Consider the following 23,285-nt stretch of genomic DNA (forward strand, 5'->3'; position numbering starts at 1 on the left):
TTCCCACCCCGTAGCCTAAAATCGTGGACAGCCCCTTGCCCCAACGCCAACGGAAGCCCACCCATGCCTGTCACCATCACCCAGCGTAACGGTCTATTCAACGATGCCGCCTTTACCCGTCCTGGGGCAGGTGAAGAATTAACCCGATCTATTTTGGTAGTGGGGGGGGCCACAGCGGCCTATACCACCGCCCTAATGGCTCTGCGGCTGAATTGGGATGTCTGCCTCGTGCAGCCCCAGGCCCTGGTAGGTGGTCAGTTTACGGCCCAGGCGTTGCCCGCGTCTGACGATGGCGATTTATTGCGGGACAAGGCCACCCTACAAACCCTGGATGGAGAGCAGTTTGCCATCTCCAAGGCGCAGCGAGAATTTCGAGAACGCCAGCGGGAACTTCAGCCCGTGGCCCAGCGCAAGGTCGAGAATCCGGGGGGCGGCTGGGTGAGCCCCCTGGCGACAACCCCGGTGGTGGCAGCAACGGCGATGAATGAGGCACTCATCCCCTACCTGCGAGATGGCCGACTGACCCTGATTCCCTTTGTGGAACCTGTGGAGGTGCGGCTGTCCACCGATGGCCCCCGGCCCAAGGTGACGGGGGTGGTCTGTCGCGATCTCCAGCACGGCCATACCTTTACCGTCTACGCAGCCATCACGGTGGAAGCCACCGACCTGGGCGATCTGCTGGAGGTAGGGCATTTCCCCTCCCGCATCGGGCAAGAGGCTCGCCACGAAACTGGAGAAGCGATTTTGCCGGAGGAGTCCCGCCCCCAGTGCCAGCAGGCGATTACCTGGGATGCCGTGGTGGAATATGCAAAACCCGGTCAGGGCGTCCCCATCCATCCGCCGGAGGGCTATGGACAGGCTAGTTGGCTCGACCCCCTGGAGTTCACGGCCAACTTTTGGGTAAAGCGCAGCGGTCAATGGCAAAAACGAGAATTTTTGAGTGATTTTGGCATTTTTCGCTATCGCCGCTTGTATCGGGCCAAGGCCCACGACAAAACGGTGCACCCAGGGGATGTGGCCGTGATTAACTGGGGCACCTCCAGCGATCCGGATCGGGGCGTTTGCTGCGGCAACGACTACCGCCCCGGATGCCTCGTGGGGGTGAGCCGAGAGGAACGCCAGCATCACCTGCATCGGGCACGGCAGCGCACCCAAGCCTACCTGCACTACCTGCAAAGCCAGGATGGCATTGACCTCAAAACCAGGGGCGACCTCACCTGGACGCCGGACGGCCTCGCCCTGGAACCCTACATCCGCGAAGCAAGGCGGGGTATTGCCCTCACCACCATTCGCCACGAGGATGTGGCCGAGCACTTCTTCCCCAACCGAGCCAGAGCCCGCTGTTTTGACGATTCCGTCGGCATTGGTCAATACCACTACCTCGACTTCCATCCTAACGATGCCCAGGGCCACATTAACCTCAAAGGCAAAGACTTGGTGGCCCTGCCCTTCACCCTGCCCCTAGGTGCCCTGGTACCAGCGGACATCGACGGCCTTATCCTCTCAGCCAAGAGCATCGGCACCACCCACATCACCAACGCCGCCTACCGAATGCATCCCGTGGAATGGGCGATTGGCGAAGCGAGCGGGGTCTTAGCGGCCTTTACCCTACAGACCGGGCTAAATCCGAGGGATCTGGCCCAGGACGAACGCCATATCCGCAAAATTCAGGGACTCATGGCCCGCAACGGCATTCCCATCTTCTGGTTCAACGATGTGGCCCACGATGACCCTGATTTTGAGGCCGTTCAGGTGATGGCGGCGGCAGGCATCATCCGCAGCGAAAACGCTGAAAACCTGAGCTTTCGGCCCTTTGCCACCGTCAGCCGAGCGGTGGTAGCCACGGCCTTGATCAACGTGCTCAAACTGCCCAAATCTAGCCCACCCCAGCCTACCTTTAAGGACGTGCCGCCCGACCACTGGGCCTACGACGCCATCGAAACCCTCTATGCCCACGGTATGGTGGCTGGTATCACCACCTCGCGCTTCGACCCCGATAGCCCCATTACCCGCGAACAGCTTGGCTTTTTGGTCAAACGCGCCATGCCCACCGCCTACGACCAAGCCTTCATGCGTACCCCCACGGATCGCCAATTTCTTCAGCGGCGGGAGCTTTCGCGGGTACTCTACGAAGTCCTAAAAGGGCGATTAGGAATCTAAAAAGCGCTGCGATATGGAAACATTAAAGACACGAATCAATTCAACTTTGGGACTGCAATATTTCAGATAATCTCAGCCTAAAAGTCCCAATTTGTCCCTGATTTCCTACAAAGAACTTCCTGTGAGCAACCCACGACGAGCACTCTTTTTATCCCACGGCGGTGGGCCACTTCCCCTGTTAGGCGATTCAGCCCACGCAGAAATGGTGGACTGTTTGAAAACCATGGCCGCAACGATTGAACGACCGTCGGCCATGGTCGTAGTCAGCGCCCACTGGGAAGCCCCCTATCCCACTATTACATCCGGTTCTAATCCGGCACTCATCTATGATTACAACGGGTTTCCGAAGGAATCCTACGAAATTCAGTATCCCTGCCCAGGTGCACCCGACCTGGCAAAGGTAATCGCTGAGTGCCTTATTCAGGCGGGCTTTTCGGCCTATCTGAACGACACCAGAGGCTTTGACCATGGCCTCTTTGTGCCCCTCAAAATGATGTATCCATCGGCGGATATTCCCTGTGTTCAAATATCTTTGATAAAGTCCCTAGATCCGGCAGCGCATATTCAGCTAGGCCGCGCCCTGCAAGGGTTGTCTGATCCGTCTATCCTGGTGATTGGATCGGGATTTTCCTTTCATAATATGCAGGCTTTTTTTCGGTCAGAAGCCAGCGATGAAAAGGCCATGAACCAAGCCTTTGAAGATTGGTTGATCGACACCTGCTCCAACCTCAATTTAACCGAAGAAGAACGCCATCAACGACTCATCCAATGGGATTCTGCCCCCTCTGCCCGCTATTGTCATCCAAGGGAAGAGCACTTGATTCCCCTCCATGTTTGCTATGGCTTTGCTGAATCGGCCTGTACCCAAACCTATGCATTAAATATCCTCAATAAACGCGCCAGTATGTATCTATGGGAGGTGACGGGTTAGTTTTGGTATTGATTCCCTGAATCCCCCAGCGATCCAAGCCCATTGGGGTAGGATGAATAAGCCATCTATAATCTGAGCAATCTAATCCTAGGGCGCCGATAGATCCCCTTGGCTGCGGTTTCTGTAGGACAGGACAGGCTAGAGCTGGGTTGTGGTTGGTTGGCGCAAGGCTCCATTCTGCTGGGATGGTTAAGACCTAGGACTTTGCATCCCTAGTTTTCATCCTTAGATCGTGTCGTTAGTTGTATTTTTGCGTGGTTATGGTGGCCCAAAAGTTAGAGCAACTAAAAGTCTTGTTTGCCGAGATGGATCGGGCCTTGATTGCCTACTCTGGTGGCATTGATAGCACCCTGGTGGCCAAGGTGGCCTACGATGTGCTGGGAGATCGCGCCCTGGCGGTAACAGCCAATTCCCCCTCCCTGATGCCGGAGGATTTGGAGGACGCCCGCATCCAGGCGGCAACCATCGGCATTGCCCACGAAGTTGTGCAAACCCACGAGCTAGACAACCCCAACTACGCCAGCAACCCGGTCAACCGCTGCTATTTTTGCAAAAGCGAACTCCACGACACCCTGCGGCCCCTGGCCCTGGAACGGGGTTATCCCTACGTGGTGGACGGGGTGAATGCCGATGATTTGGGGGACTATCGACCGGGCATCCAGGCGGCGAAGGAACGGGGGGCACGGTCGCCCTTAGCTGAGATCGGCATCACCAAGCTGGAGGTGCGGCAGATTTCCCAGTTTTTGGGTCTGCCCTGGTGGGATAAACCCGCCCAGCCCTGCCTCAGTTCCCGCTTTCCCTACGGCGAAGAAATCACCCTGGAAAAGCTGCACCGGGTGGGCCGAGCCGAGCGCTACCTGCGGGATTTGGGTCTGCGGAACCTGCGGGTTCGATCCGCCGGAGAAACGGCCCGCATTGAGATTCCGGCGGAAGACATCAAAGATTTTGTGGCCGATCACGACCTAAATGCCTTGGTCAACGCCTTCCAGGGGTATGGCTTCACCTATGTCACCCTAGACCTCGAAGGCTTCCGCAGCGGCAAACTCAACCAGGATCTCCCCCTTGTGAAGGCTTGACCCCACCCCGTTTTGGCCCTACCTTGGCCTTGGCCCTCGCTGGGCAGGATGTCCCTTCGTTTGGCATGGCCCCCCTTGGCCCTCGAACGGCCTGACCTCTAGCCCTTTCTCCTTGTCATGACTTACTACCTCGCTGGCGACATTGGCGGTACCAAAACCATCCTTCGCCTGGTGGATGCCACGGCGGAAGCCTCTGTCCATCCCCACGTGAAAACCTGCTTTGAACAACGCTACTCCAGTCAGGCTTACCCTGACTTGGTGCCCATGGTGAAGGAATTTCTGCACACGGTGGCCGACCAGGCCGGACAGCCGATCCAACCCGTGCGGGCCTGCTTTGCCATCGCTGGCCCGGTGGTAGACAACACCTCCAGTCTCACCAATTTAGCCTGGTCGCTGGAGGGGGATCGGCTGAAGGAAGAGCTAGGTTTAGAGCGAGTTGAGTTGATCAACGACTTCGAGGCTGTGGGCTACGGCGTATTTGGCCTAGAACCCGACGACCTCCACACCCTCCAGGCAGGGGACTATCACCCCCATGCCCCGGTGGCCATTTTGGGCGCGGGCACGGGGCTAGGCCAAGGCTTTGCCATTCCTCACAACGAGCGCTGGCAGGTGTTTCCCTCCGAGGGTGGCCATGCGGACTTTGCCCCCCGCTCGGAACTGGAATTTCAACTGCTGCGCTACCTGATCGACAAGCACCACATCTCGCGGGTCTCGGTAGAGCGGGTGGTGTCGGGCCAGGGGATTGTCTCCATCTACCAATTTCTGCGAGATCGGGAATTTGCCCATGAAACCCCCGCCGTGGCCGAAGCCATCACCGCCTGGGAGCGCCAAATCGGCCTCAAGACCAAAACCATCGATCCCGCTGCCGTGATTGCCCAAGCCGCTGCCGAGGGTCATGATCGCCTCTGCCAAAAGGCGATGGAGATTTTTGTGGAGGCCTACGGGGCCGAAGCTGGAAACCTGGCTCTTAAGCTGCTGCCCTACGGCGGGCTGTACGTAGCCGGGGGGGTAGCCGCCAAAAACCTCCCTCTGATGACCGCTGGCCAGTTTATGGACGCCTTTTGTCACAAGGGTCGCATGAGTTCCCTGCTGGATAACGTCCCGGTTCACATTGTCCTCAACCCCCAAGTGGGGCTGATTGGAGCGGCCCTGAAGGCAGCGCAAAGCTAGCCCATAGCCCTAGCCGCCCAACCTCAGCCGCCCAGACTGCCAGGGCTGACTGCCTGACAGAAGTGGGTGAAAGGCTTGAAACCTCGTGGTGGGAGGGGAAAAGGTGAGGTGACATGAGACGCTGGAATTTGCGTATTTCAGGGTCTTTGCCATGTCATCCACCACCTGTCTCTATGATCAAGTGCTGTCCTTGCTGCGTCAATATAGCCATCGTCGGGATTTACGGCACCTCAAAGCGCTGGCGTGGATGGTGACGGCGCTGGTGTGCAGTGGTCGGTTGAGCCTGCCGGAGTGGGAGGCCTATGTTCCCAGTCGCGCCCGCCAAGCGCAAAGCACCGAACGACGATGGCAACGGTTTATGAGCAATCACCGGGTGCGGATTAAAAGTCTGTACGTGCCCTTGGCGTTAGCGGCGATTCATCGGTGGAAAGGACGGCGACTCTACCTAGCCCTCGATACGACGGTGCTGTGGAATCGGTATTGCATGATTCACCTGTCCGTGACCTGTTGTGGGCGGGCGGTGCCCCTGCTGTGGCGGGTGTTAGAGCATCCTAGTGCCACGGTCAGTGCCCAACGGTATTTGCCGATGCTGCGCTTAGCCCATCGACTGTTGCAGGCTTATCCCGATGTGATGCTGTTAGCCGACCGAGGGTTTGCCAACCATGACCTGCTGGCGTGGCTCAGCGACAGTCGATGGCACTATGCTTTACGCTTGCCCAGTGATGTGGTGGTGCATGGCCCCCGCCGTCAGCCGATTGAGGTAGGTGTTCTGTGGCCCCCCAAGGGCGAAGTTCGTTTCTATGAGGGCATTGGCCTGTGGGCCGATGGGCGCTGGCGCTGCAACCTGGTTCTGGCTAACGTCAAAGGCGTTAAGGAGCCCTGGGCGGTCATCACCGATGAGCCGCCGACCCTCAATACCCTGTGGCAATATGCCCTCAGGTTCCGAGTTGAGGAACTGTTCCTCGATTCAAAATCCGGGGCCTTTGCCCTCGAATCTTCCGGCATCCGCTCCGCCCAAGCCCTCGAACGTCTCTACCTCGTCGCGGCAGTCGCCATCCTCTATGGCACCACCCAGGGCATGGCCGCTCAACTCGACGGTCTCCGCTCTCAGGTTGACCCTCATTGGACACGGGGCATCAGCTATCTCAAAATCGGCCTCCGCTGGCTTAGAGGGGTGGTCAACAAAGGGCGTCCGTTGCTCAACCCCATCCCCCTATTGACCGTTGACCCAGATCCCTGTTTTGCATCTAAAAAGGCAGAAGCCCGATATTATGACCGCATCTGGTTCTCTAGGATCCAGTCCATGCGCTGTCAGCTACCCCCTTGGGAGGCCGCATAAAGATGTGTCAGGCAGTCAGCTGCCAGGGTGTGCGGTATCTCTAAACTTCCCCAGTTCTCTGAAGAATCGCAGACAACCCAAGCGGGCGCAGAAGCCTCGCCCCTGCGGCTAGCTAGGCACAGATCGGCCCTATCCTAGTCGGCTTTAAGACCAATCGTGTAGCAGCCTATGCCTTGCGGGTGTGTTCGGCCATTTGCATCGTAAATTCGGCCTGGGTAAGGGTAGCGGCTACCTGGCAGGCCACCTCTGGGGAGAGGCTGGGCTGGGTTTCGGCCAGGAAGGTGAGGTAGCCCTGGAAGGTGCTGGTGATAATAACCTTGTTTTGCTGCATGGTGAAGTCTCCTGGGAAAGGCGATCACAGGGCGGTTGCCCAAGCGTTTCCGAACGGTGGGGGCCTGTCTGATCACAGTCCCTGTCGGCATAGGTTGGCCAACCCTGTCCCCTGCGAGGACGCCGGATTCAGGACTATACTGTAACCCGGCAATCCTGCGGTTCGGGCGTTTTTCATGGCAGATTTAATCCTTTTTTGGCATCGTCGCGATTTGCGCCTAGGGGATAACCTGGGCCTGACGGCGGCACGGGAACGCAGCGCCCAGGTGGTGGGGGTGTTCTGCCTCGATCCGGCCATTTTGCAAGGTAAAGACATGGCTCCGGCGCGAGTGGCCTACATGATTGGCTGTTTGGCCGACTTGCAGCACCGCTACACCCAGGCCGGAGGACAGCTTTTGATCCTCCAGGGCGACCCGCGCCAGCAAATTCCGGCCCTGGCCCAAGCCCTGGGAACCGCCGCCGTGTACTGGAACCGCGATGTAGAACCCTACTCTCGCCAGCGGGATAAGGCCGTGGTGGAAGCTCTCAAGACCGTCGGCGTAGGCTTTGAAACCGTCTTTTGGGATCAGCTCCTCCACGCACCGGGGGACGTTCTCACCGGATCTGGTCAGCCCTACACCGTCTACGGCCCCTTCTGGAAAAACTGGCAGCGACAGGCCAAGCAATCCCCACTGCCAACGCCCCAGGGGCTCCAAGGCTTGAGCGCCACCCAACAGCAGGCCGCTCAGGCCGTCGGGTGCGTTCCTCTGCCCAGCGCCCAAGATTTAGGGTTTCTGTGGGACAAGGGTTTTCCTGTGGAACCAGGAGAACAGGCGGCCCTGGCGAGGCTGGCCAGCTTTTGCGACGATGATCGCCGGATTGGCACCTACGACGACCAGCGCAATTTTCCAGCGGTGGAGGGCACCTCTGGCCTTAGTGCCGCGCTGAAGTTTGGGGCCATCGGCATTCGCACCCTGTGGGCCGCAGCCGCCGAAGCCTACGACCGAGGCCGCAGCGACGAAGCCCGCAGCAACGTGCAAACCTGGCAGCAAGAACTGGCATGGCGCGAGTTTTATCAGCACGTTCTCTACTTTTTTCCAGAACTGGCGGATGGCCCCTACCGCCCCCAGTGGAAAGATTTTCCTTGGGAGAACAACCCCGACCACTTTGCCGCCTGGTGCGAAGGCCGCACGGGCTACCCGATTGTGGATGCCGCCATGCGCCAGCTTCGAGAAACGGGCTGGATGCACAACCGCTGCCGCATGATTGTGGCTAGCTTTCTCACCAAAGACCTGATCATCAACTGGCAGTGGGGCGAACAATACTTTATGCAAAATCTCGTTGACGGCGATCTCGCGGCCAACAACGGCGGATGGCAATGGAGTGCCTCCAGCGGCATGGATCCCAAACCCCTCCGCATTTTTAACCCCGCCAGCCAAGCCCAAAAGTTTGACCCCGACGCCGACTACATCCGCCAGTGGGTGCCCGAACTCAAATCCCTAGACACCCAGGTGTTGGTAACGGGCAAAATTCCGGCCCAAGTTTGCCGACGCATCGGCTATCCCGTCCCCATCGTCGATCACAAGGTTCAGCAGGCTATTTTTAAGGACAAATACAAAGCCCAAAAGGGCGCTTAGCTAGGCGTAGGTGCGCTTAGCTGGGCGTAGTTTTTGATGGGCAGTGCGCCAAGCCGACACCCTACCCCACCGAATCAGCACTATGTCCTGCAACCTACACCGCCAACTTGCCCCGGACATCCCGCAACCACCAGGTTCCCCAGTGGAAGCCCATCACCAGCCCTAGGGATCCGGTGGCTAGGTACATCACGGTGGCCAGGGCACCCACGATCATGGGGCGGGCCAAGGTGAAGAGCGGCGTTACTGAGGTAGATCGCTGCCGCAAGTGGTGGTAGATCAGCCAGAGCCCCAGGCTGATCATCGTCCAGAGGCCAATTATGGAGGGACGCACGCCCTCGGTGGGGTGGGGCAGCAGCAGCACCCGAAACACGAGTTCTTGCCAGAGGACAGGGCTGATCAGAGCCAGCAGGGCGGCGGCGAGGGTCGGGTTCGTTGGGGCGATGGGGCGTGGTAGGTGGGATTGGGCAAGGCCGAAGATTCCTAGGCCCAGCAGCGCTATCACAACGTCCCAGCGAGAGGGCGGAGCAAGGGACTCGATCAGCCGGGAAAAGACGACGGGAACAACGACAAACTCCCCAAACAGCGGCGTGGCAGCGAGAGGCAGGATGGTGGGATCCTCGCCGCCCACTTGGTAGGTGTTCAAAAACCAGAGGTCGCCGCCCTGCTGAAGGAAAATGGCGGTCATGTTGTCGTGGGCCACGCGGGGAATCACCGTGCGCCAACTCAGCAGGTTATTGAGCCAGGTGGTTTGGTTGGCAAAGGCGCTGGCGGGGTCGGCGACGGATGGTGTGCCCTCAATTCCGGTGAGGACGGAGGCATTGTCGCGCCAGTCGGGTCGCACGATGCCCAGAGGCACCAGTTGCCCTTGCAAGCGCTGACCCAGGGCCACCAGGTCTCGAAACAAGGCCGTTTGGGGATCGTCGGGATGGCTGGTCAGCCAGTCTTGGGCGGCGGGAGAACCGCTGACCTGGTTCCGCAGCACCCGGATGGTTTCGTAGAGGGCTTGGCTGGAATCTTGCACACAGGACTGGGCCGGGGTGACGATGGAGGCCCCAGTGCCGTCTCCAGTGCGGTAGCGGGCCATCATCACCATGAGCTGCCGATCTAGTTCGGCTAGGGGCGAGAAGGTGAGATCGCCCAGCCGATAGGTGTGGCTGAGGGCGGGCAACAGCACCAGCGCATCAACGATGGGACGGGTGCCCAGCCAGCCCCGTTTGAGGTTGCCGCTATATTCCGCCCACAGGGTGCGACCTGCCACAATTCCCTGGGCATTGTGGGAATAGACTTGGTCGTAAATCACCCGAATCTGCGGCTCTTGGGTGAAGGGATCGGTGACGACCTCCCCCAGGCCAAAGGCAAAGTGCCCCGTGACGGTGCCCGGTACCGAGCGCGGTTCCGCCAGTTCGCCCCCAATGCCACCAAAGAGATGCAGCAGCAGCAGACGATCTCCCACGGCCCAGGTGGGCGCTGGCGGGGATCCATCCTGGGCTTTCACCAGCACCGATTCCAGCGTTCCCTTGCGCTGGGGCGTCCGTCGCCAGTTGCCAAAGCGAATGCGGTTGAGCCCCTGAACCTGCCCTACTAAGACCTGCTGGGGCTGAAGCTGAAACAGCCGTCGGGGCATGATGGCCCGCACCACCAAGGTGCCCGTGGCATCGGGGGAACCATAGAGATACCAGCCCGCCGCTCCAGCGGGAGACTGGGCCAAGGCTTGGGGCGTCGATGAAAACACCCCGGTCTTGGGATGGGCGGGCACCTGGGGCAGATGGACGGTTTCCGTGGGGCCATCAAAGGCTTGGCTGGCGGGGTTGTAGTGTTGTACCTGCACAAAATCGCTGGGACACACCGCCTGACCAGGACACTGATCCGGGGCAGGATACCCCTCGGCTGGCCCCAGAATTTGCACCAGGCCATAGAACCGCTCTGGAATCTGGGTCGGCATTTCGTCGATCAACAGGACGGGGTTGCCCGCTGGGTCTGGGTTCCCCACCGCAACCGGAGGCAGCGCCACCAGCATATCGTCCTGGGGCCGAGTGCCCGCCAAGGATTGCAGCGGCCCCACCCTGGCCCAGCCATTCAGCCGAGTGGGATGCACAATGCCCTTGGCGATGCTCTCTAGGGCTGCGTCGTTAAAGAGAATTCCGCGAGTGACCAGGGCCAAAAACGCATCGGTTTCCGGCGTTTCCTGCCATTGCAGCCGTACCCGTTGGCCAACCCAGGCCGTATCGGGACTGGTCAAAACCTCCATCCAGACCCAGTCTCGATCTTCGGCTTCGGCAGCGGTTTGATCCGGCAAGATCAGCCGTCCGGCCCAGTCGGCCACGGGGCGATAGTTCTGGGGTGTTGCGGGTTGAATCGGTAAGGGCGTCGTCCAGATATCAGGGGACTCGGTGGTTGGGGTGTGCTGATTTGGGTTCCCTAGGTTTGGACTGTCTGGGCTTGGACTGTCTGGGCTTGGGTTCCCCAACCCTGGAGTTGTGATCGCTGGCGTATCAGGAACTTGGGCCACCATTGCCGCTGTCATTGGCCCAAACCCGCCCCAGGCCAAGCAAAGCAGTGCCGTCAGCAGGGTCAAAAGTCCCCAACGACAGTGCTTCCAGGTCGATTTTAGGCAGGGCTGCTGAGTCCGTCGTGGGATCATCAGGACAAGGCGAGACCAAAGACCAAGGCGGTTCATGGGTGATCCTGGGCAAGGGCTAAAACGATGTCGGCGAGACGGGCGGCGGCTCCGGCGGGGCCACGGACGGCCCGGAGGTTTTCCCGGATGGCCGCTAGGGTGTGGGGCTGGGTGAGGTAGCCCACGGCCTGGTCGGCAACGGCTTGGGGGCGGAGGGGGCCGATCAGTTCTGGCACAATTTCCGCCTTGGCCCACAGGTTGGGCCACGCAAACAGGCGACCTTCTTTATAAATTTGCCGCAAAATCACGGTGTTGATGCCCTTCGCAAAGGCATCCCCCACCAGGGGCAGGTTGGCCAACAGACCCGGAATGCCGTCCCACGCCTTCATCACCGAGAGCTTTTGGGTGGGCAGCAGCACCATCATCGGCACGCCCAAGGCCCCTAGTTCGGCGGTGTTGGCCCCCACGGTGGTAATGCACAACTGAAACTGGCTCATCACCTCATAGGCGGGGTGCGGCTGCCACAACATCACCTCCAGCCCGTTGGCATTGCGAAGCACAGGCAACCGATCCGGCGCAACCACTAACTCAGCGGTAGTGCAGCCCTCGAATAACTGGGTATCTGGATTTTGGTGGGCATCGGCAAACTGGGCTAGGGTTTCGAGGGGCAGCAGCGGGGCCACAGGAATCACAAACCGCGCCTGGGGATATTGGCGGCGGATGGCCTCGGCGGTGGCTAGGCAGAAGGGCAGGCCCACGCTCAGTTTGTTGGCCTTAGAACCGGGCATGATGCCCACCAGCACCTCGTCGGGCTGGAGGTTGAGGGTGTCGCGCAGGTTGGCCAAGCCTGCCGTGGATGGGGCCACATCGGCCATCAGGTCGCCAATCACCTGGCACTTATGCCGAAACGGGGCCGGAGCCGCCTCCACAATGTTCGGCGTCATACAAGCGATGCCATCCACCCAGCGATGCCAGCGGGCCTCCCATTCGGCATAGATCACCGTGCGGTAGCCCAGGCGTCGGCCCAAAATCACCGGATAGACTTGATCGCCACCTAGAAACAGGACAACACCCTGGGGCCGCCAGTCCCAGTTTTCAGCGGTTTTGCCCGCCAGCAAAAACGGGAAAAAGTGCGCCGCCCCCTGCACCCGATCCACCCCTGGAATCTGCGCCGCCATCGCCGCCTCGCGCCCGGAGGCATTGGTACAAGGGGACAGCACCACAGAAATACGCAGCAGGTCGGGATCGTCCACCCTCGCCCGTAACGCCTGCACCACAGGCCGCACCCAGGTCGAAATTTCCCCCGGCCCATTCGACAAAATCAGCAGATCGATCCCTGGAGATCCATCCCCTAGCGGTGTTTTGGTGTCATTTCCCATCCTGTCCTCACCTTTGGTTGGAGAACGTCCTGTCCTGCACCCCAACCCATTGTTTAACCACGGTGCCTGCCACCAAGGCGAGAATGACCGCTGCATTTCCGCTGCATTCCACCCTCCGTTAGAATAACAGTGCCGTTGCCCCCCGCTGCCCTGTGACTCCGCCCCCCAGCCCTTCTATGGAACCGTTGACCCGATCCCAGGTGTTGGTGGCCATGGGTGTGACCGCTGTGGTGCTGCTGATTATCGCCAAGGCATGGCTTTATTTTGAGCCATCCAAACAACTGCCCCTCACCTTCTCCTGGCGCGATGGGGGGCTAGGCATGGCGCTGGGGCTGGGGATTACCCTGGCCAGTGCCGCCATTTACGAGGTTTGGGGCCACTATCGCAAAAGCGCCGATGAGTATCTGTCCATTGTGCTCAAGCCCTTATACTGGCCGGATTTACTGTGGTTGGGGCTGCTCCCTGGCCTCAGCGAAGAACTGTTGTTTCGGGGCGTCATGCTGCCCGCCATTGGCCTCAACGGGCTGGGCATTCTGGTGTCGGGGGCCAGCTTTGGGGTGCTGCACCTCAGCAGTTTGCAACAGTGGCCCTACGTGGCGTGGGCCACTGCCATTGGGGTGTTATTGGCCATCAGTGCCGTGGCAACCGGAAACTTATTGGTGCCCATTGTGGCCCATGTGATGACAAATTTGGTGTCTAGCGTGGTGTGGAAACTGCGCCAGACTGGCCCAACTTTGTAGATGCGACACTGCGCTTAAGGCTGGGGAGAATGGCTGGACGATGCCTGTTTCCGGCGCTGATGAATTTGAGCCATAAAAAATTCCTCTAGGCTAGGGCGGGCCTGCTGTAGAGAAATGAGTTCAGCCCCCATTTGGGCAAGCTGCTGCACAAATGGGTAGGGGTTGCCGCTGAGATGACCATGCCACAGATTTCCCTGCACCTCTAGGTTGTCTAGCCAAGGATCAAGCTGACTGAACTGTCCGCCCCGACCCTTCACCTGATATTGGTCGGCTGTACCGAGCAGGTCACTGAGGTGGCCTACACAGACCAAATTCCCCTGATCCAAAATGGCGATGCGATCACAAATTACCTCCACATCCGACAAAATGTGGCTGTTGAAAAAGATGGTTTTGCCCTCCCGTTTGAGAGCCAAAATAATTTCCCGTACCTGGAAGCGTCCGGTGGGATCAAGGCCCGACATCGGTTCATCTAAGAAAACCAAATCTGGGTCGTTAACAAGGGCTTGGGCAATGCCAATGCGTTGCAGCATCCCTTTGGAATATTGCCGCAGTTGCTTCTTCTTGGCCGCCTCCTGAGATAGTCCAACTAGGTCTAAAAGTTCGACGATGCGCCGCTGACGGGCAGCGGCAGAGAGGCCAAACAGTCCGGCGGTGTACTGCAAAAATTCCCACCCGGTTAAAAAGTCGTAGAAGTAGGGATTTTCGGGGAGATAGCCCAACCGTCGTTTCACGGCTTGATCGCCCAGGGGGTGCCCAAACAACTGAGCCTGCCCTGTGGTGGGGCGAATAATGCCCAGCAGGGTTTTGAGCAGCGTCGTCTTCCCAGCCCCGTTGGGGCCAAGCAGGCCAAAGGTTTCTCCCTGGTAAATGGTGAGGGAACAGTGCTGGAGCGAGGTAATCCGCTGGTTCAGCCAAAACCCGGTGCGATAGGCTTTGCCCAAATCCTGGGTTTCAATTACCACGGCCTGTGGCTGGGAATTGGCCGCAGGAGAGGACACAACGTTGCTCATAAAACCGCCAGCCCAACAAGGACATCAACACCTGTCCTAGAATACACAGACAACCCCCTAGGCGTGCCCCTAGGGGGAAATATCTTGGGAAAACCGCCATGGATCGCTCAAAAATCGTTGCCATTGTTACTGGGGCTGTCTCGCTGCTGCTGGCCGTAGGCTATTTGCTGCTGGTGCAACTGTTAGACTTTCGAGGGGAAATGATTCCCGCCCCGCTGTCTCTGGTGGCTGCTCGACTGATCGGGTAGGGGGTGAGTGACCCAGCCTGCTCATGGCCCTGGGCGTTCCCCATAGAGTCATCTTGGGGAGAACCCCAGCATGAAATCTATCGCCCCCACGGCCTTGAGGATAAATTGACTGAAAACAGCCCCAAGGATTAGAAAAATCTATCTTAGGCTAGAAATCTTGCTCTCATCTCCCAAAGGGCTGAACTGGCTAAGACTAGCGGCGTCTGAGTCCACCATTCTTCTCCGTTAAAGCCATCGCCCAGTTCCAAAACTGCCATCGGGTTAACTTTCCCATAGTATTATTGCGATTAAAATCGAAAAGTTTATTCCTTAGCAAACTAGCAGGACACCATGGCTATGCAATCCTTAGAGACTGAAACCATCTTTGACTATCAGTCTGAGAGCTATAAAGACGCCTACAGCCGCATCAATGCGATTGTGATTGAGGGTGAGCAGGAGGCCTACGACAACTACCGCAAGCTGGCGGAAAGCCTGCCCGACCATGGCGAGGAACTGCTGCGTTTGGCCAAAATGGAAAACCGCCACATGAAGGGCTTCCAAGCCTGTGGCAAGAATCTCGCTGTCACCCCAGATATGGACTTTGCGCGGGAGTTCTTCGCCCAACTGCACCGCAACTTTCAGCAAGCCTGGGCCGAGGGCAAAATTGTCACCTGCCTGCTGATTCAGTCCTTGATTATCGAAACCTTCGCCATTTCGGCCTACAACATCTATATCCCGGTAGCCGACGACTTTGCCCGCAAAATCACCGAGGGCGTGGTGAAGGACGAATACATGCACCTCAACTTTGGCGAAGAGTGGCTGAAGGCCAACTTTGAAGCCTCCAAAGCCGAACTGGAGCAGGCCAACCGCGAGAATCTGCCCCTGGTGTGGGCCATGCTGAACCAAGTGGCCGACGATGCACGGGTGCTGGGCATGGAAAAGGACGCCCTGATCGAAGACTTCATGATCACCTACGGCGAAGCCCTCGCCAACATCGGCTTCTCCAGCCGCGAAGTGATGAAGCTCTCCGCCCAAGGGCTTGCTGCCGCCTAGATCCTACGGTCATGTCACACGCCCTCGCCCTAACTCCCTCTCCCTAAGGGCGAGGGACTTTGAAAACAGTTTCCGGCCCCCCTCTCCTCCCTGGGAGAGGGGCTGGGGGTGAGGGTCACAGAAATTGCATCCCATCCGCCAACCCTACCCCACGGGCTTCTTCCTCCCTGGGGTTTCCGCCGCCTAGTTTCCATTAGGTCGGTGGCGGTTTATTCTAGGTAAATTGATCCCCTGCACCAATTCCCCTGGCGCACCCTACGCAGTAACGTAATTTGCAATGTTTGGCCTAATCGGACACCTTACTAGCCTCGACCATGCCCAATCCGTCGCTCGTGATCTGGGCTACCCAGAATACGCAGACCAGGGAATTGATTTTTGGTGCAGTGCGCCGCCCCAAATTGTAGACACCATCCGCGTCACCAGCGCCACGGGGCAGCAGATCGAAGGCAAGTATGTGGAGTCCTGCTTTTTGCCGGAGATGTTGGCCTCCCGGCGGATCAAAGCGGCCACCCGCAAAATCATCAACGCCATGGCCCACGCCCAAAAGCACGGCATCGACATTACGGCCCTGGGCGGATTTTCCTCGATTATTTTTGAAAACTTCAACCTGAACCAAATTCAGCAGGTGCGAAACGTCACCCTCGAGTTTGAGCGCTTTACCACGGGCAACACCCACACCGCCTACATCATCTGTCAGCAGGTGAAAGCGGCCTCGGCCATGCTGGGGATTAACCTATCCGACGCCACCGTGGCCGTCTGTGGAGCCACCGGAGACATTGGCAGTGCCGTGTGTCGCTGGCTGAATGCCCGCACGGATATCAAGGATCTGCTGCTCGTCGCCCGCAACCAGGAGCGTTTGCAGAACCTCCAAGAGGAACTGGGCCGGGGGACGCCGATGGATTTGGATTCGGCCCTGCCCAAGGCCGACATTGTGGTGTGGGTGGCCAGTATGCCCAAGGGCGTCACCGTTGACCCCACCACCCTGAAGCGCCCCTGCCTGATGATTGACGGCGGCTATCCCAAAAACCTCGATCAGCAGTTCAGCTTCGAGGGCGTCCACGTCCTCAAGGGCGGCATCGTTGAGCACTCCCTCGACATCGACTGGAAGATCATGAGCATCGTCAACATGGATGTGCCCGCCCGCCAGCTCTTTGCCTGCTTTGCCGAGGCCATGCTGCTGGATTTTGAGAAGTGGTACACCAACTTTTCCTGGGGCCGCAACCAAATCACCCTCGACAAAATGGACATGATCGGCCAAGCCTCGGTGAAACACGGTTTCCGGCCCCTGCTGGATCTCAACCGCCAGCCCCTCACCGCCCAAGCCTCCTAGGGTGATGCCCCCAACCCCCCAGACCCGTCTCCACGACCTAGGGCCTGTGTTGGCCACGATGGCGCAGGTGGCCAGGGAAGCCACCCAACAGCCAGCGGGGTCGCTGGATGGTCGTTCCATCGCAGATCGCGACCCGGCTCAAATTGACCGGATGCTGCCCTTCTTCGACTGGGTGTATCACCACTACTTTCGGGTCAAAACCGACGGTTGGGAGCACATCCCCACCCAGGGGCCAATGCTGATCGTGGGCTCCCACAACGGCGGATTGGCTGCGCCCGATACCCTGATGATGACCTACGACTGGCTCCGCCGCTTTGGCAGTCAGCGCCCCTCCTACGCCATCATGGATCCTCGCATTTGGCGCGTTTCCCCCATCCTAGGCCGCATGGGAGCCTGGATGGGCTGCCTGCGGGCCGATTCTCCCGCCGCCGTCCGTGCCCTACGAAAAAAAGCCTCGCTGCTGGTCTACCCCGGTGGCGCAAGGGACGTCTTTCGGCCCCATCGCCTGCGCGACCAAATTTGTTTCTTTGGCCAAAAAGGCTTCATCAAACTGGCCCTGCGGGAAGAAGTCCCCCTTGTGCCCGCCATTTCCTACGGTGCCCACGATACCCTCTGGGTGCTGGAAGACTTCTACGATCTGGCCAACACCTGGCGACAACAACAGGGCTGGAACTGGCCCCTAAACCTCGATCCGGGCACCCTTCCCCTCTACCTCGGCTGGCCTTGGGGTGTCGCCTTTGGCCCCCTGCCCAATCTCCCCTGGCCCAAGTTTCTGCACACCCGCGTCTGCCCCCCCATCACCTTTCCCCGCTATGGCCTCGCCGCCGCCCAGGATGAGGATTACGTGAACACCTGCTACGAGCAAGTCTGCGGCACCATGCAGAAGGAACTTGACCAACTCTTCGCCCTTTACGAATAACCCTATTCCCCACTCCCTATTCCCCACTCCCTATTCCCCACTCCCTATTCCCTACTTCCCACTTCCCACTGCTGACCCATGACCATGACCAACCCCACCCTCCCCACCGCTGCCGCTGGCCTCACCGAAGCCACCTCCGTCGCCATGGCCGAGGCGATTCAGTCCGTTGAAATCCAAACCTCCCTGGCGGAAAATCCCATCCCCACGGCCTATGCCCTAGCGGGAACTGGGGACGCCCCCATCCTGCTGATCCACGGGTTCGATAGTTCTCAACTGGAATTTCGGCGGCTGTGGCCCCTGCTGGCCCAATCTCATCAAACCTGGGCGGTGGATTTGCTGGGGTTTGGCTTTAGCGACCGTGCCCAGTGCCCCCAACTTTCCCCAGCGGCGATTAAGCAACACCTCTACGCCTTCTGGCAGCAGATGATCCGGCGTCCGATGGTGCTGGTGGGAGCCTCCATGGGGGGAGCCGCCGCCATCGACTTTGCCCTCACCTACCCCGATGCCGTGGCCTCCCTGGTGTTGATTGACAGCGCGGGCTTTGCCGCTGGCCCCGCCATGGGCAACCTCATGGTGCCACCCTTGGATAGCCTCGCCACAGGCTTTTTGCGCAGCGCCTGGGTGCGTCGCAGCATCAGCAAATCCGCCTATTTTGATAAAGCCTTCGTTACCCCCGACGCCGAACTCTGCGCTGCCCTGCATCTGGAATGCCCCCGATGGAAAGAAGCCCTAATTGCCTTCACCAAAAGCGGCGGCTACAACTTCCTCGACGACAAAATTGCCCAAATTACCCAGCCGACTCTGGTGATTTGGGGCAAGCAGGATCGGATTTTGGGGACTCGCGATGCAGGGCGTTTCCAGCAAGCTCTCCCCCACAGTCATCTGGTGTGGATCGACGCCTGCGGCCATGTGCCCCACCTCGAAAAACCTCAGGACACCGCTGAAGCCATCCAAACCTTCCTAGCCCGCCTCTGCCCCACCCGCGCCTAGTGTGGGAAGGGCAGAATGAGCCGAGCGTTGGCGCTTATGCCGCGCCTCGGTTTCTTCACACCGTCTTTGTCTGGTAATCGGGATGAGATAGCTCTAGATCATCTAACGGAGAAAACGATACCCTAGAACCTCATGGAATTTTTAAAGACTATCGCATGGAGTATTCATAAAAAATACACTTCAGTAGCACTTTAGTGGTCAATTTATAACTTTGCCTGGTGACGCTGTACCTCAGTCCATAACAGAAAGCTCATGTCGAACCGATCCCGTCGAGCTGGCCAGAACATACGTGAACTTGCCCTAAGGAGGCGCTTTAAGGCGGTAGCATCCTTCATCGGTGCAGGTTTACTCATTACTTTGCCATTTCTCCTAGTTGAAATTTTCAATAACTTCTTCAACCAAATTGCACTTGGCAATCCCGATCAACCACAGACATCGCTTGATATGCCACTTGTTTTCTACTTGGCATTTGTAGTTGCAGCTCTGAGCCTAGTGGTTAATGGCGTCTTCATATGGCAGCAAGCTAATCGTGCTGACCAAGGTGCTAAGGGAGAAGAGGAGATTGGTCGCGAACTATCTTCCTTAGAACATGATGGGTGGAGCATTGAGTATGGAATGCGTTTAGGTAATAAGCTCGGTGATGCTGATATAGTGTGCATCTCACCTCGGGGCAAAGCCTATGTCATTGATTTTAAATCCCATAAAGGTGAGGTTATAGCTGATGGAGATCAGCTCCGTCGTCGCATGGGGAAAGAAAAATATCCCTTTGAAAAGGATTTCATCAATCAGGTGATGAAGCAAGCTCTACAGGTTCGGAAGCAAAAAGACCTGAAATTTGTTACCCCAATCTTAGCCTTCTCCTCAGCTAGGGTATCTGTACCATCAAATAAGTTGCGTAACGTTTATATAGTTGAAAAGGTGAAATTAGTTTCTTTCTTAAGATCTCTAGGTTGATTTTGGCTGGTTATTGAGTTTCCAGAACCGCATGTCAATCGTGAACGAGGAAACTGTTTAATCGAACAATAGTTGTATTAGCTGATGGTGAATTTTTGCAATATCATTGCAAACCTTCTTTACTCGCTCTCGTCCTCTACTTGGCGCAGGAGGATGATGGTGATGTCGGTTTGTTGGGCAATTTCTAGGGGCACGTTGCCTTTTAGCACCTGGCTGAGTAGGTTTTCGCGGGACGCGCCTAGGAGAATTGCGTCGCTTTGGCACTGGTGGGAGAGGTCAATGATGGCCTCAGAAACGGAGGTGTGGGTAACAACGTGGGTACGGACGGGCCGATGCAGAGCGGTTTCGAGGTCGTCGGCCAGAACCGAGAGGTATTGCGGCGTCAGGCACTTGCCCTGTTCGGGGTGGCAGATGGTGCAGAGGTGAATGTCGGGGGTTTTGCCGAGGGTGATCAATCCCGGCAGCAGACGGTGGGCACTTTGGGCATTGGGGCCACCCGCCGTGGGCAGCAGCCAGTGGTTAAAGGTGAGGTTGCGCCCTGGACGGACGACCAGGACTTGGCAAGGGGCTTGGCGAATCAGGGTATCCACCACGCTGTTGATGACGCGACCGGGGGTGAGGGTGGGGTGGTGCCAGCCCATGAGGACAAGGTCGATGTGGCGGTCGCGGATGATTTCCAGCAGGGTGCGGCCAATTTCGTGGGCGGCACGGACTTGGAAATGGACGGATAGGCCGCTGTGTTCGGCGTAGGAGAGGGCCAGTTGGCGCAGGGGTTCCGCCGCTTGCAGGTCTACCTTGGCCTCGGCGGGAGCCACGCTGCGCGGCACCCGCACCACATGGACGCACTCTAGTTCGTAGTGCAATCCGTGGGCGATGGCGGCGGCGATTTTGATGAGATCAGGGGCGGTGTTGGGGTCGGCGAGGGGGACGAGTAAGCGACCCTGCCCGGTGGCCGGAGCCCGTTGTTGGAAAACCACATAGGAGGGTTCGGCCTGGGGGCCAAGTTCTGGCAGGTCGCCGCTGACCTGATCGGACTCGGCCCGGATGATGTCGGCGCGGGTGATGATGCCCACCAGTTTGTTGCCCTCGGTGACGGGCAAACGGCTGAGCTTGAGGCGGTTCAGCAGGTGCAGCACCCTGGGCAGAGGCGCATCGGGGGAAACGGTGACGGGGTGAGGCGTCATCAAATCCTTCAGGGTGAGGTAGGGTTCGAGGCCGCTGGCCTCGCCTAGGTCGCTTTGGGTGACGATGCCCACCAGTCGGCCTTCTTCCAGCACCGGGAAGCCGCGATGGTGGGATCGAGAAAAGGCTTGGACAACTTCCGGCAGAGTGATTTGGCTGGAGAGGGTTTCTACCCGCCGCTGCATCAAGTCCGCCGCTGTGAGGTGCGCCCAGGGGTTGTTGGCCTGGGCCACGGGTTCGAGGTGAATGCCCTTCATTTCTAGCAGGCGATTATATATAGAGCCTTGATTGGCTCGGTCGGCAATCAGGTAGGCGATGCCGGAACCAATCATCAGGGGCAGCACCAGGTTAAAGTTGGCGGTCATCTCAAAGACGATGACGATGGCGGTAATGGGCACCCCCGTCACCGCACTAAAAAACGCGCCCATTCCGGTGAGGGCGTAGGTCGTCGTGCTACCTAGCGCTTCTGGCATGGGCCAAGCCCCGAACCCTGTGTAGGCTGCCTGAGCCAGGAAACTCACTAGGCACCCCAACGCCGCCCCCAGCACCAGGGACGGGGCAAAAATTCCCCCCGCTGCGCCTGATCCGTAGGCCAGCAGCGTCAGCAAAAACTTGACCACAAAGGCCACGGCGATCAACTGCCAACCCGCCGATCCGGTAACGAAAAATTCCTGAAGGCCCGTGTTATCCACCGCCGCCACGGGCACAAACACCCCCACCAGGCCCGTGATCAACCCCGCCAAGCCAATGCGCCCCGGCAAACCCAGGGTTTTGAACTGCCGAAAAAAGGCCAAACTGCCGAAGATACCCCGCCGAAACAGCGACCCCAGCAGTCCGGCCAGCAGCCCCAACACCACCAAAAACGGCAGGTCATAGACCGACAGGCTGACGGGCTTGGCTTCCATCACCAGGTTGAGCCCCTGGCCCCCCAACAGCCGCGACACCACCGCCCCAATAAACGAGGCCAAAATGGCGCTGCCCAGGGTGAGGTCAGAGAAATCCTGGAGCAGTTCCTCCACCACAAACAGCACCCCGGCAATGGGTGCATTGAACCCCGCCGCCAGCCCCGCCGCCGCCCCCGCCGAAATGAGTTGCCGTCGATACTCCGGTGAGGTGGGCACCCAACGGCTGAGCTGCGCCGCTAGGGCCGCTCCAATCTGCACCGTTGGCCCCTGGCGTCCCAAGGATAGGCCCGACCCCAGGGCCAGCAGCGTACTGCCCAGTTTCACTAGAGCCACCCGCAAATTTAGGGGCATTTTGGCAAACCCCAGCGCCGCTTTTACCTGGGGAATGCCGCTGCCCGACGCCTCCGGGGCCAGCCGCTCCACCAGCCAGCCCGACAGGTAGCCGCCACCCAGGCCAATCAACGGCAGCGCCAGCCAGAGCGGTAAGGTGGTGTGGGTGCGCCACAGGGTCAGCCATTCCACCCCCTGCTTTAGCAGCACCGCCGCCAACCCCGACACCAGCCCAATCACGCAGGCTTCGACCACGGCTACGCGCTTTCGACTGAGGAACGGCTCTAGGCGCTTTTGTAACATTACAGATCGGCGGACTGGCCTAATTTTTCTAAGGAAATGCCCTCAAAATAGTAGCCCGTCCTGGCTAGGATGACAGGCCAGAGGACTGTTTTAGCCTTGAGACTCACTTGCCTGAACTCGATACTGAACCTGGTAAAGTAGCCAATGTACGGTTATGGTCTGGCAGCCATGAATGACCCCAATGTTTCTATGAGCGGCTGTTCCACCTTCGCGAGCCCCGATCCAGGAATCTCCTTCTCAACCCCAGAACCAGGGCTCACGATTGACGATGTGCAGCGCCACCTCAACCGCTCGCGGGCCTCGGTTTACCGCTACGCCAACACCGACCCCGCCCTGCTCAACCCGCCCTACAACCCCCAAAAGCTGAATCCTGAACTGCGTCAGAATAAGGACGAACCGCTGCTATTCCGTGCCCAGGAAGTGCGCCGCTTTGCCGAGGAAGTGCTGGGGCTTCAGCCCATCATTCAGGTGCAGCCCGCCCCTGAAACTGCCACCAACGACCTGCTGCGGCAAATTCTGGCGGAACTCAAGGCCATTCGCCAGCACCTAGAGCGGCAAGATTAGGGCCAGAACCAGATCGCCACCGCCTCCATTGGCCCAGGGATAAGGTTATTCAAGCTTTTCACCCCTATCAGGAAAATCAATCGTAAATCTGGTGGGATTTACCGAACAGAGATGTTATCGTTTTATTCATAGACTTTTGTCGATGCAAAAGTTTTCAACA

The 23,285-nt window shown here is 58.7% G+C and carries 19 protein-coding genes; 14 read left to right on the forward strand and 5 right to left on the reverse strand.

The genetic code is table 11. The annotated features are described in order from the left end of the window. The first annotated feature begins 63 nt into the window (after positions 1-63). From GFS31_RS03010 to GFS31_RS03030, 5 genes are all read left to right on the forward strand, one after another. Positions 64-2,160 carry an FAD-dependent oxidoreductase gene (locus GFS31_RS03010; protein WP_198806806.1) on the forward strand — a complete coding sequence of 699 codons (2,097 nt, stop codon included), beginning with the start codon at positions 64-66 and terminating at the stop codon, positions 2,158-2,160. A gap of 202 nt (positions 2,161-2,362) precedes the next feature. Beyond that, positions 2,363-3,091, forward strand: a complete 729-nt coding sequence (locus tag GFS31_RS03015) for a DODA-type extradiol aromatic ring-opening family dioxygenase (RefSeq protein ID WP_410503867.1) — start codon at positions 2,363-2,365, stop codon at positions 3,089-3,091. A 260-nt stretch (positions 3,092-3,351) separates the two neighbouring features. Further along, entirely contained in the window at positions 3,352-4,167 is an 816-nt protein-coding gene (gene larE, locus GFS31_RS03020; RefSeq protein ID WP_198806808.1) for an ATP-dependent sacrificial sulfur transferase LarE, read from the forward strand. A gap of 117 nt (positions 4,168-4,284) precedes the next feature. After that, a complete protein-coding gene (locus tag GFS31_RS03025) occupies positions 4,285-5,337 on the forward strand; it encodes a glucokinase (protein WP_198806809.1) in 1,053 nt (350 codons plus the stop codon). Positions 5,338-5,488: 151 nt separating this feature from the next. Further along, on the forward strand, positions 5,489-6,676 hold the full coding sequence (locus tag GFS31_RS03030; RefSeq protein WP_198804897.1) for a transposase: 1,188 nt from the start codon (positions 5,489-5,491) through the stop codon (positions 6,674-6,676). Positions 6,677-6,842: 166 nt separating this feature from the next. On the opposite strand, the gene GFS31_RS03035 is transcribed toward GFS31_RS03030, so the two are convergent. Next, complete coding sequence (locus GFS31_RS03035) at positions 6,843-7,007, reverse strand: hypothetical protein (protein WP_198806810.1); 165 nt, start codon at positions 7,005-7,007, stop codon at positions 6,843-6,845. A 175-nt stretch (positions 7,008-7,182) separates the two neighbouring features. Between GFS31_RS03035 and GFS31_RS03040 the strand changes: the two genes are divergently transcribed. Further along, entirely contained in the window at positions 7,183-8,622 is a 1,440-nt protein-coding gene (locus tag GFS31_RS03040) for an FAD-binding domain-containing protein (protein ID WP_198806811.1), read from the forward strand. 94 nt (positions 8,623-8,716) lie between these two features. Here GFS31_RS03040 and GFS31_RS03045 read toward each other — a convergent pair whose 3' ends face one another. Together GFS31_RS03045 and GFS31_RS03050 are read right to left on the reverse strand one after the other, a co-directional pair. After that, on the reverse strand, positions 8,717-11,299 hold the full coding sequence (locus GFS31_RS03045) for a type II CAAX prenyl endopeptidase Rce1 family protein (RefSeq protein WP_198806812.1): 2,583 nt from the start codon (positions 11,297-11,299) through the stop codon (positions 8,717-8,719). Continuing rightward, a complete protein-coding gene (locus GFS31_RS03050; protein WP_198806813.1) occupies positions 11,296-12,618 on the reverse strand; it encodes a lipid-A-disaccharide synthase in 1,323 nt (440 codons plus the stop codon). Before GFS31_RS03050 ends, GFS31_RS03045 begins: the two co-directional genes overlap by 4 nt. Positions 12,619-12,770: 152 nt before the next feature. Between GFS31_RS03050 and GFS31_RS03055 the strand changes: the two genes are divergently transcribed. Continuing rightward, on the forward strand, positions 12,771-13,358 hold the full coding sequence (locus GFS31_RS03055) for a CPBP family intramembrane glutamic endopeptidase (protein ID WP_317135065.1): 588 nt from the start codon (positions 12,771-12,773) through the stop codon (positions 13,356-13,358). 14 nt (positions 13,359-13,372) lie between these two features. Here GFS31_RS03055 and GFS31_RS03060 read toward each other — a convergent pair whose 3' ends face one another. After that, complete coding sequence (locus tag GFS31_RS03060) at positions 13,373-14,368, reverse strand: ABC transporter ATP-binding protein (protein WP_198806814.1); 996 nt, start codon at positions 14,366-14,368, stop codon at positions 13,373-13,375. A gap of 98 nt (positions 14,369-14,466) precedes the next feature. Here GFS31_RS03060 and GFS31_RS03065 point away from each other — a divergent pair, with 98 nt between their 5' ends. The 6 genes from GFS31_RS03065 (at position 14,467) to GFS31_RS03090 (ending at position 19,841) form a co-directional block, all read left to right on the forward strand. Beyond that, positions 14,467-14,616: a hypothetical protein gene (locus GFS31_RS03065; protein WP_198806815.1), complete on the forward strand. Its 150-nt coding sequence runs from the start codon at positions 14,467-14,469 to the stop codon at positions 14,614-14,616. Between the two features lie 330 nt (positions 14,617-14,946). Beyond that, entirely contained in the window at positions 14,947-15,648 is a 702-nt protein-coding gene (locus GFS31_RS03070; RefSeq protein ID WP_263974891.1) for an aldehyde oxygenase (deformylating), read from the forward strand. A gap of 277 nt (positions 15,649-15,925) precedes the next feature. After that, complete coding sequence (locus GFS31_RS03075; protein WP_198806816.1) at positions 15,926-16,978, forward strand: long-chain acyl-[acyl-carrier-protein] reductase; 1,053 nt, start codon at positions 15,926-15,928, stop codon at positions 16,976-16,978. A gap of 4 nt (positions 16,979-16,982) precedes the next feature. Then, complete coding sequence (locus tag GFS31_RS03080) at positions 16,983-17,897, forward strand: lysophospholipid acyltransferase family protein (protein ID WP_225907548.1); 915 nt, start codon at positions 16,983-16,985, stop codon at positions 17,895-17,897. Positions 17,898-17,975: 78 nt separating this feature from the next. After that, on the forward strand, positions 17,976-18,887 hold the full coding sequence (locus GFS31_RS03085; RefSeq protein ID WP_198806817.1) for an alpha/beta hydrolase: 912 nt from the start codon (positions 17,976-17,978) through the stop codon (positions 18,885-18,887). Positions 18,888-19,139: 252 nt separating this feature from the next. Then, entirely contained in the window at positions 19,140-19,841 is a 702-nt protein-coding gene (locus tag GFS31_RS03090) for a nuclease-related domain-containing protein (protein WP_198806818.1), read from the forward strand. A 119-nt stretch (positions 19,842-19,960) separates the two neighbouring features. Here GFS31_RS03090 and GFS31_RS03095 read toward each other — a convergent pair whose 3' ends face one another. Further along, positions 19,961-22,561: a chloride channel protein gene (locus GFS31_RS03095; RefSeq protein ID WP_198806819.1), complete on the reverse strand. Its 2,601-nt coding sequence runs from the start codon at positions 22,559-22,561 to the stop codon at positions 19,961-19,963. Between the two features lie 168 nt (positions 22,562-22,729). Here GFS31_RS03095 and GFS31_RS03100 point away from each other — a divergent pair, with 168 nt between their 5' ends. After that, positions 22,730-23,125 carry a resolvase gene (locus GFS31_RS03100; protein WP_225907549.1) on the forward strand — a complete coding sequence of 132 codons (396 nt, stop codon included), beginning with the start codon at positions 22,730-22,732 and terminating at the stop codon, positions 23,123-23,125. Positions 23,126-23,285 lie beyond the last annotated feature (160 nt).

The sequence above is a fragment of the Leptolyngbya sp. BL0902 genome (genome assembly GCF_016403105.1).
GTDB lineage: Bacteria > Cyanobacteriota > Cyanobacteriia > Phormidesmidales > Phormidesmidaceae > Nodosilinea.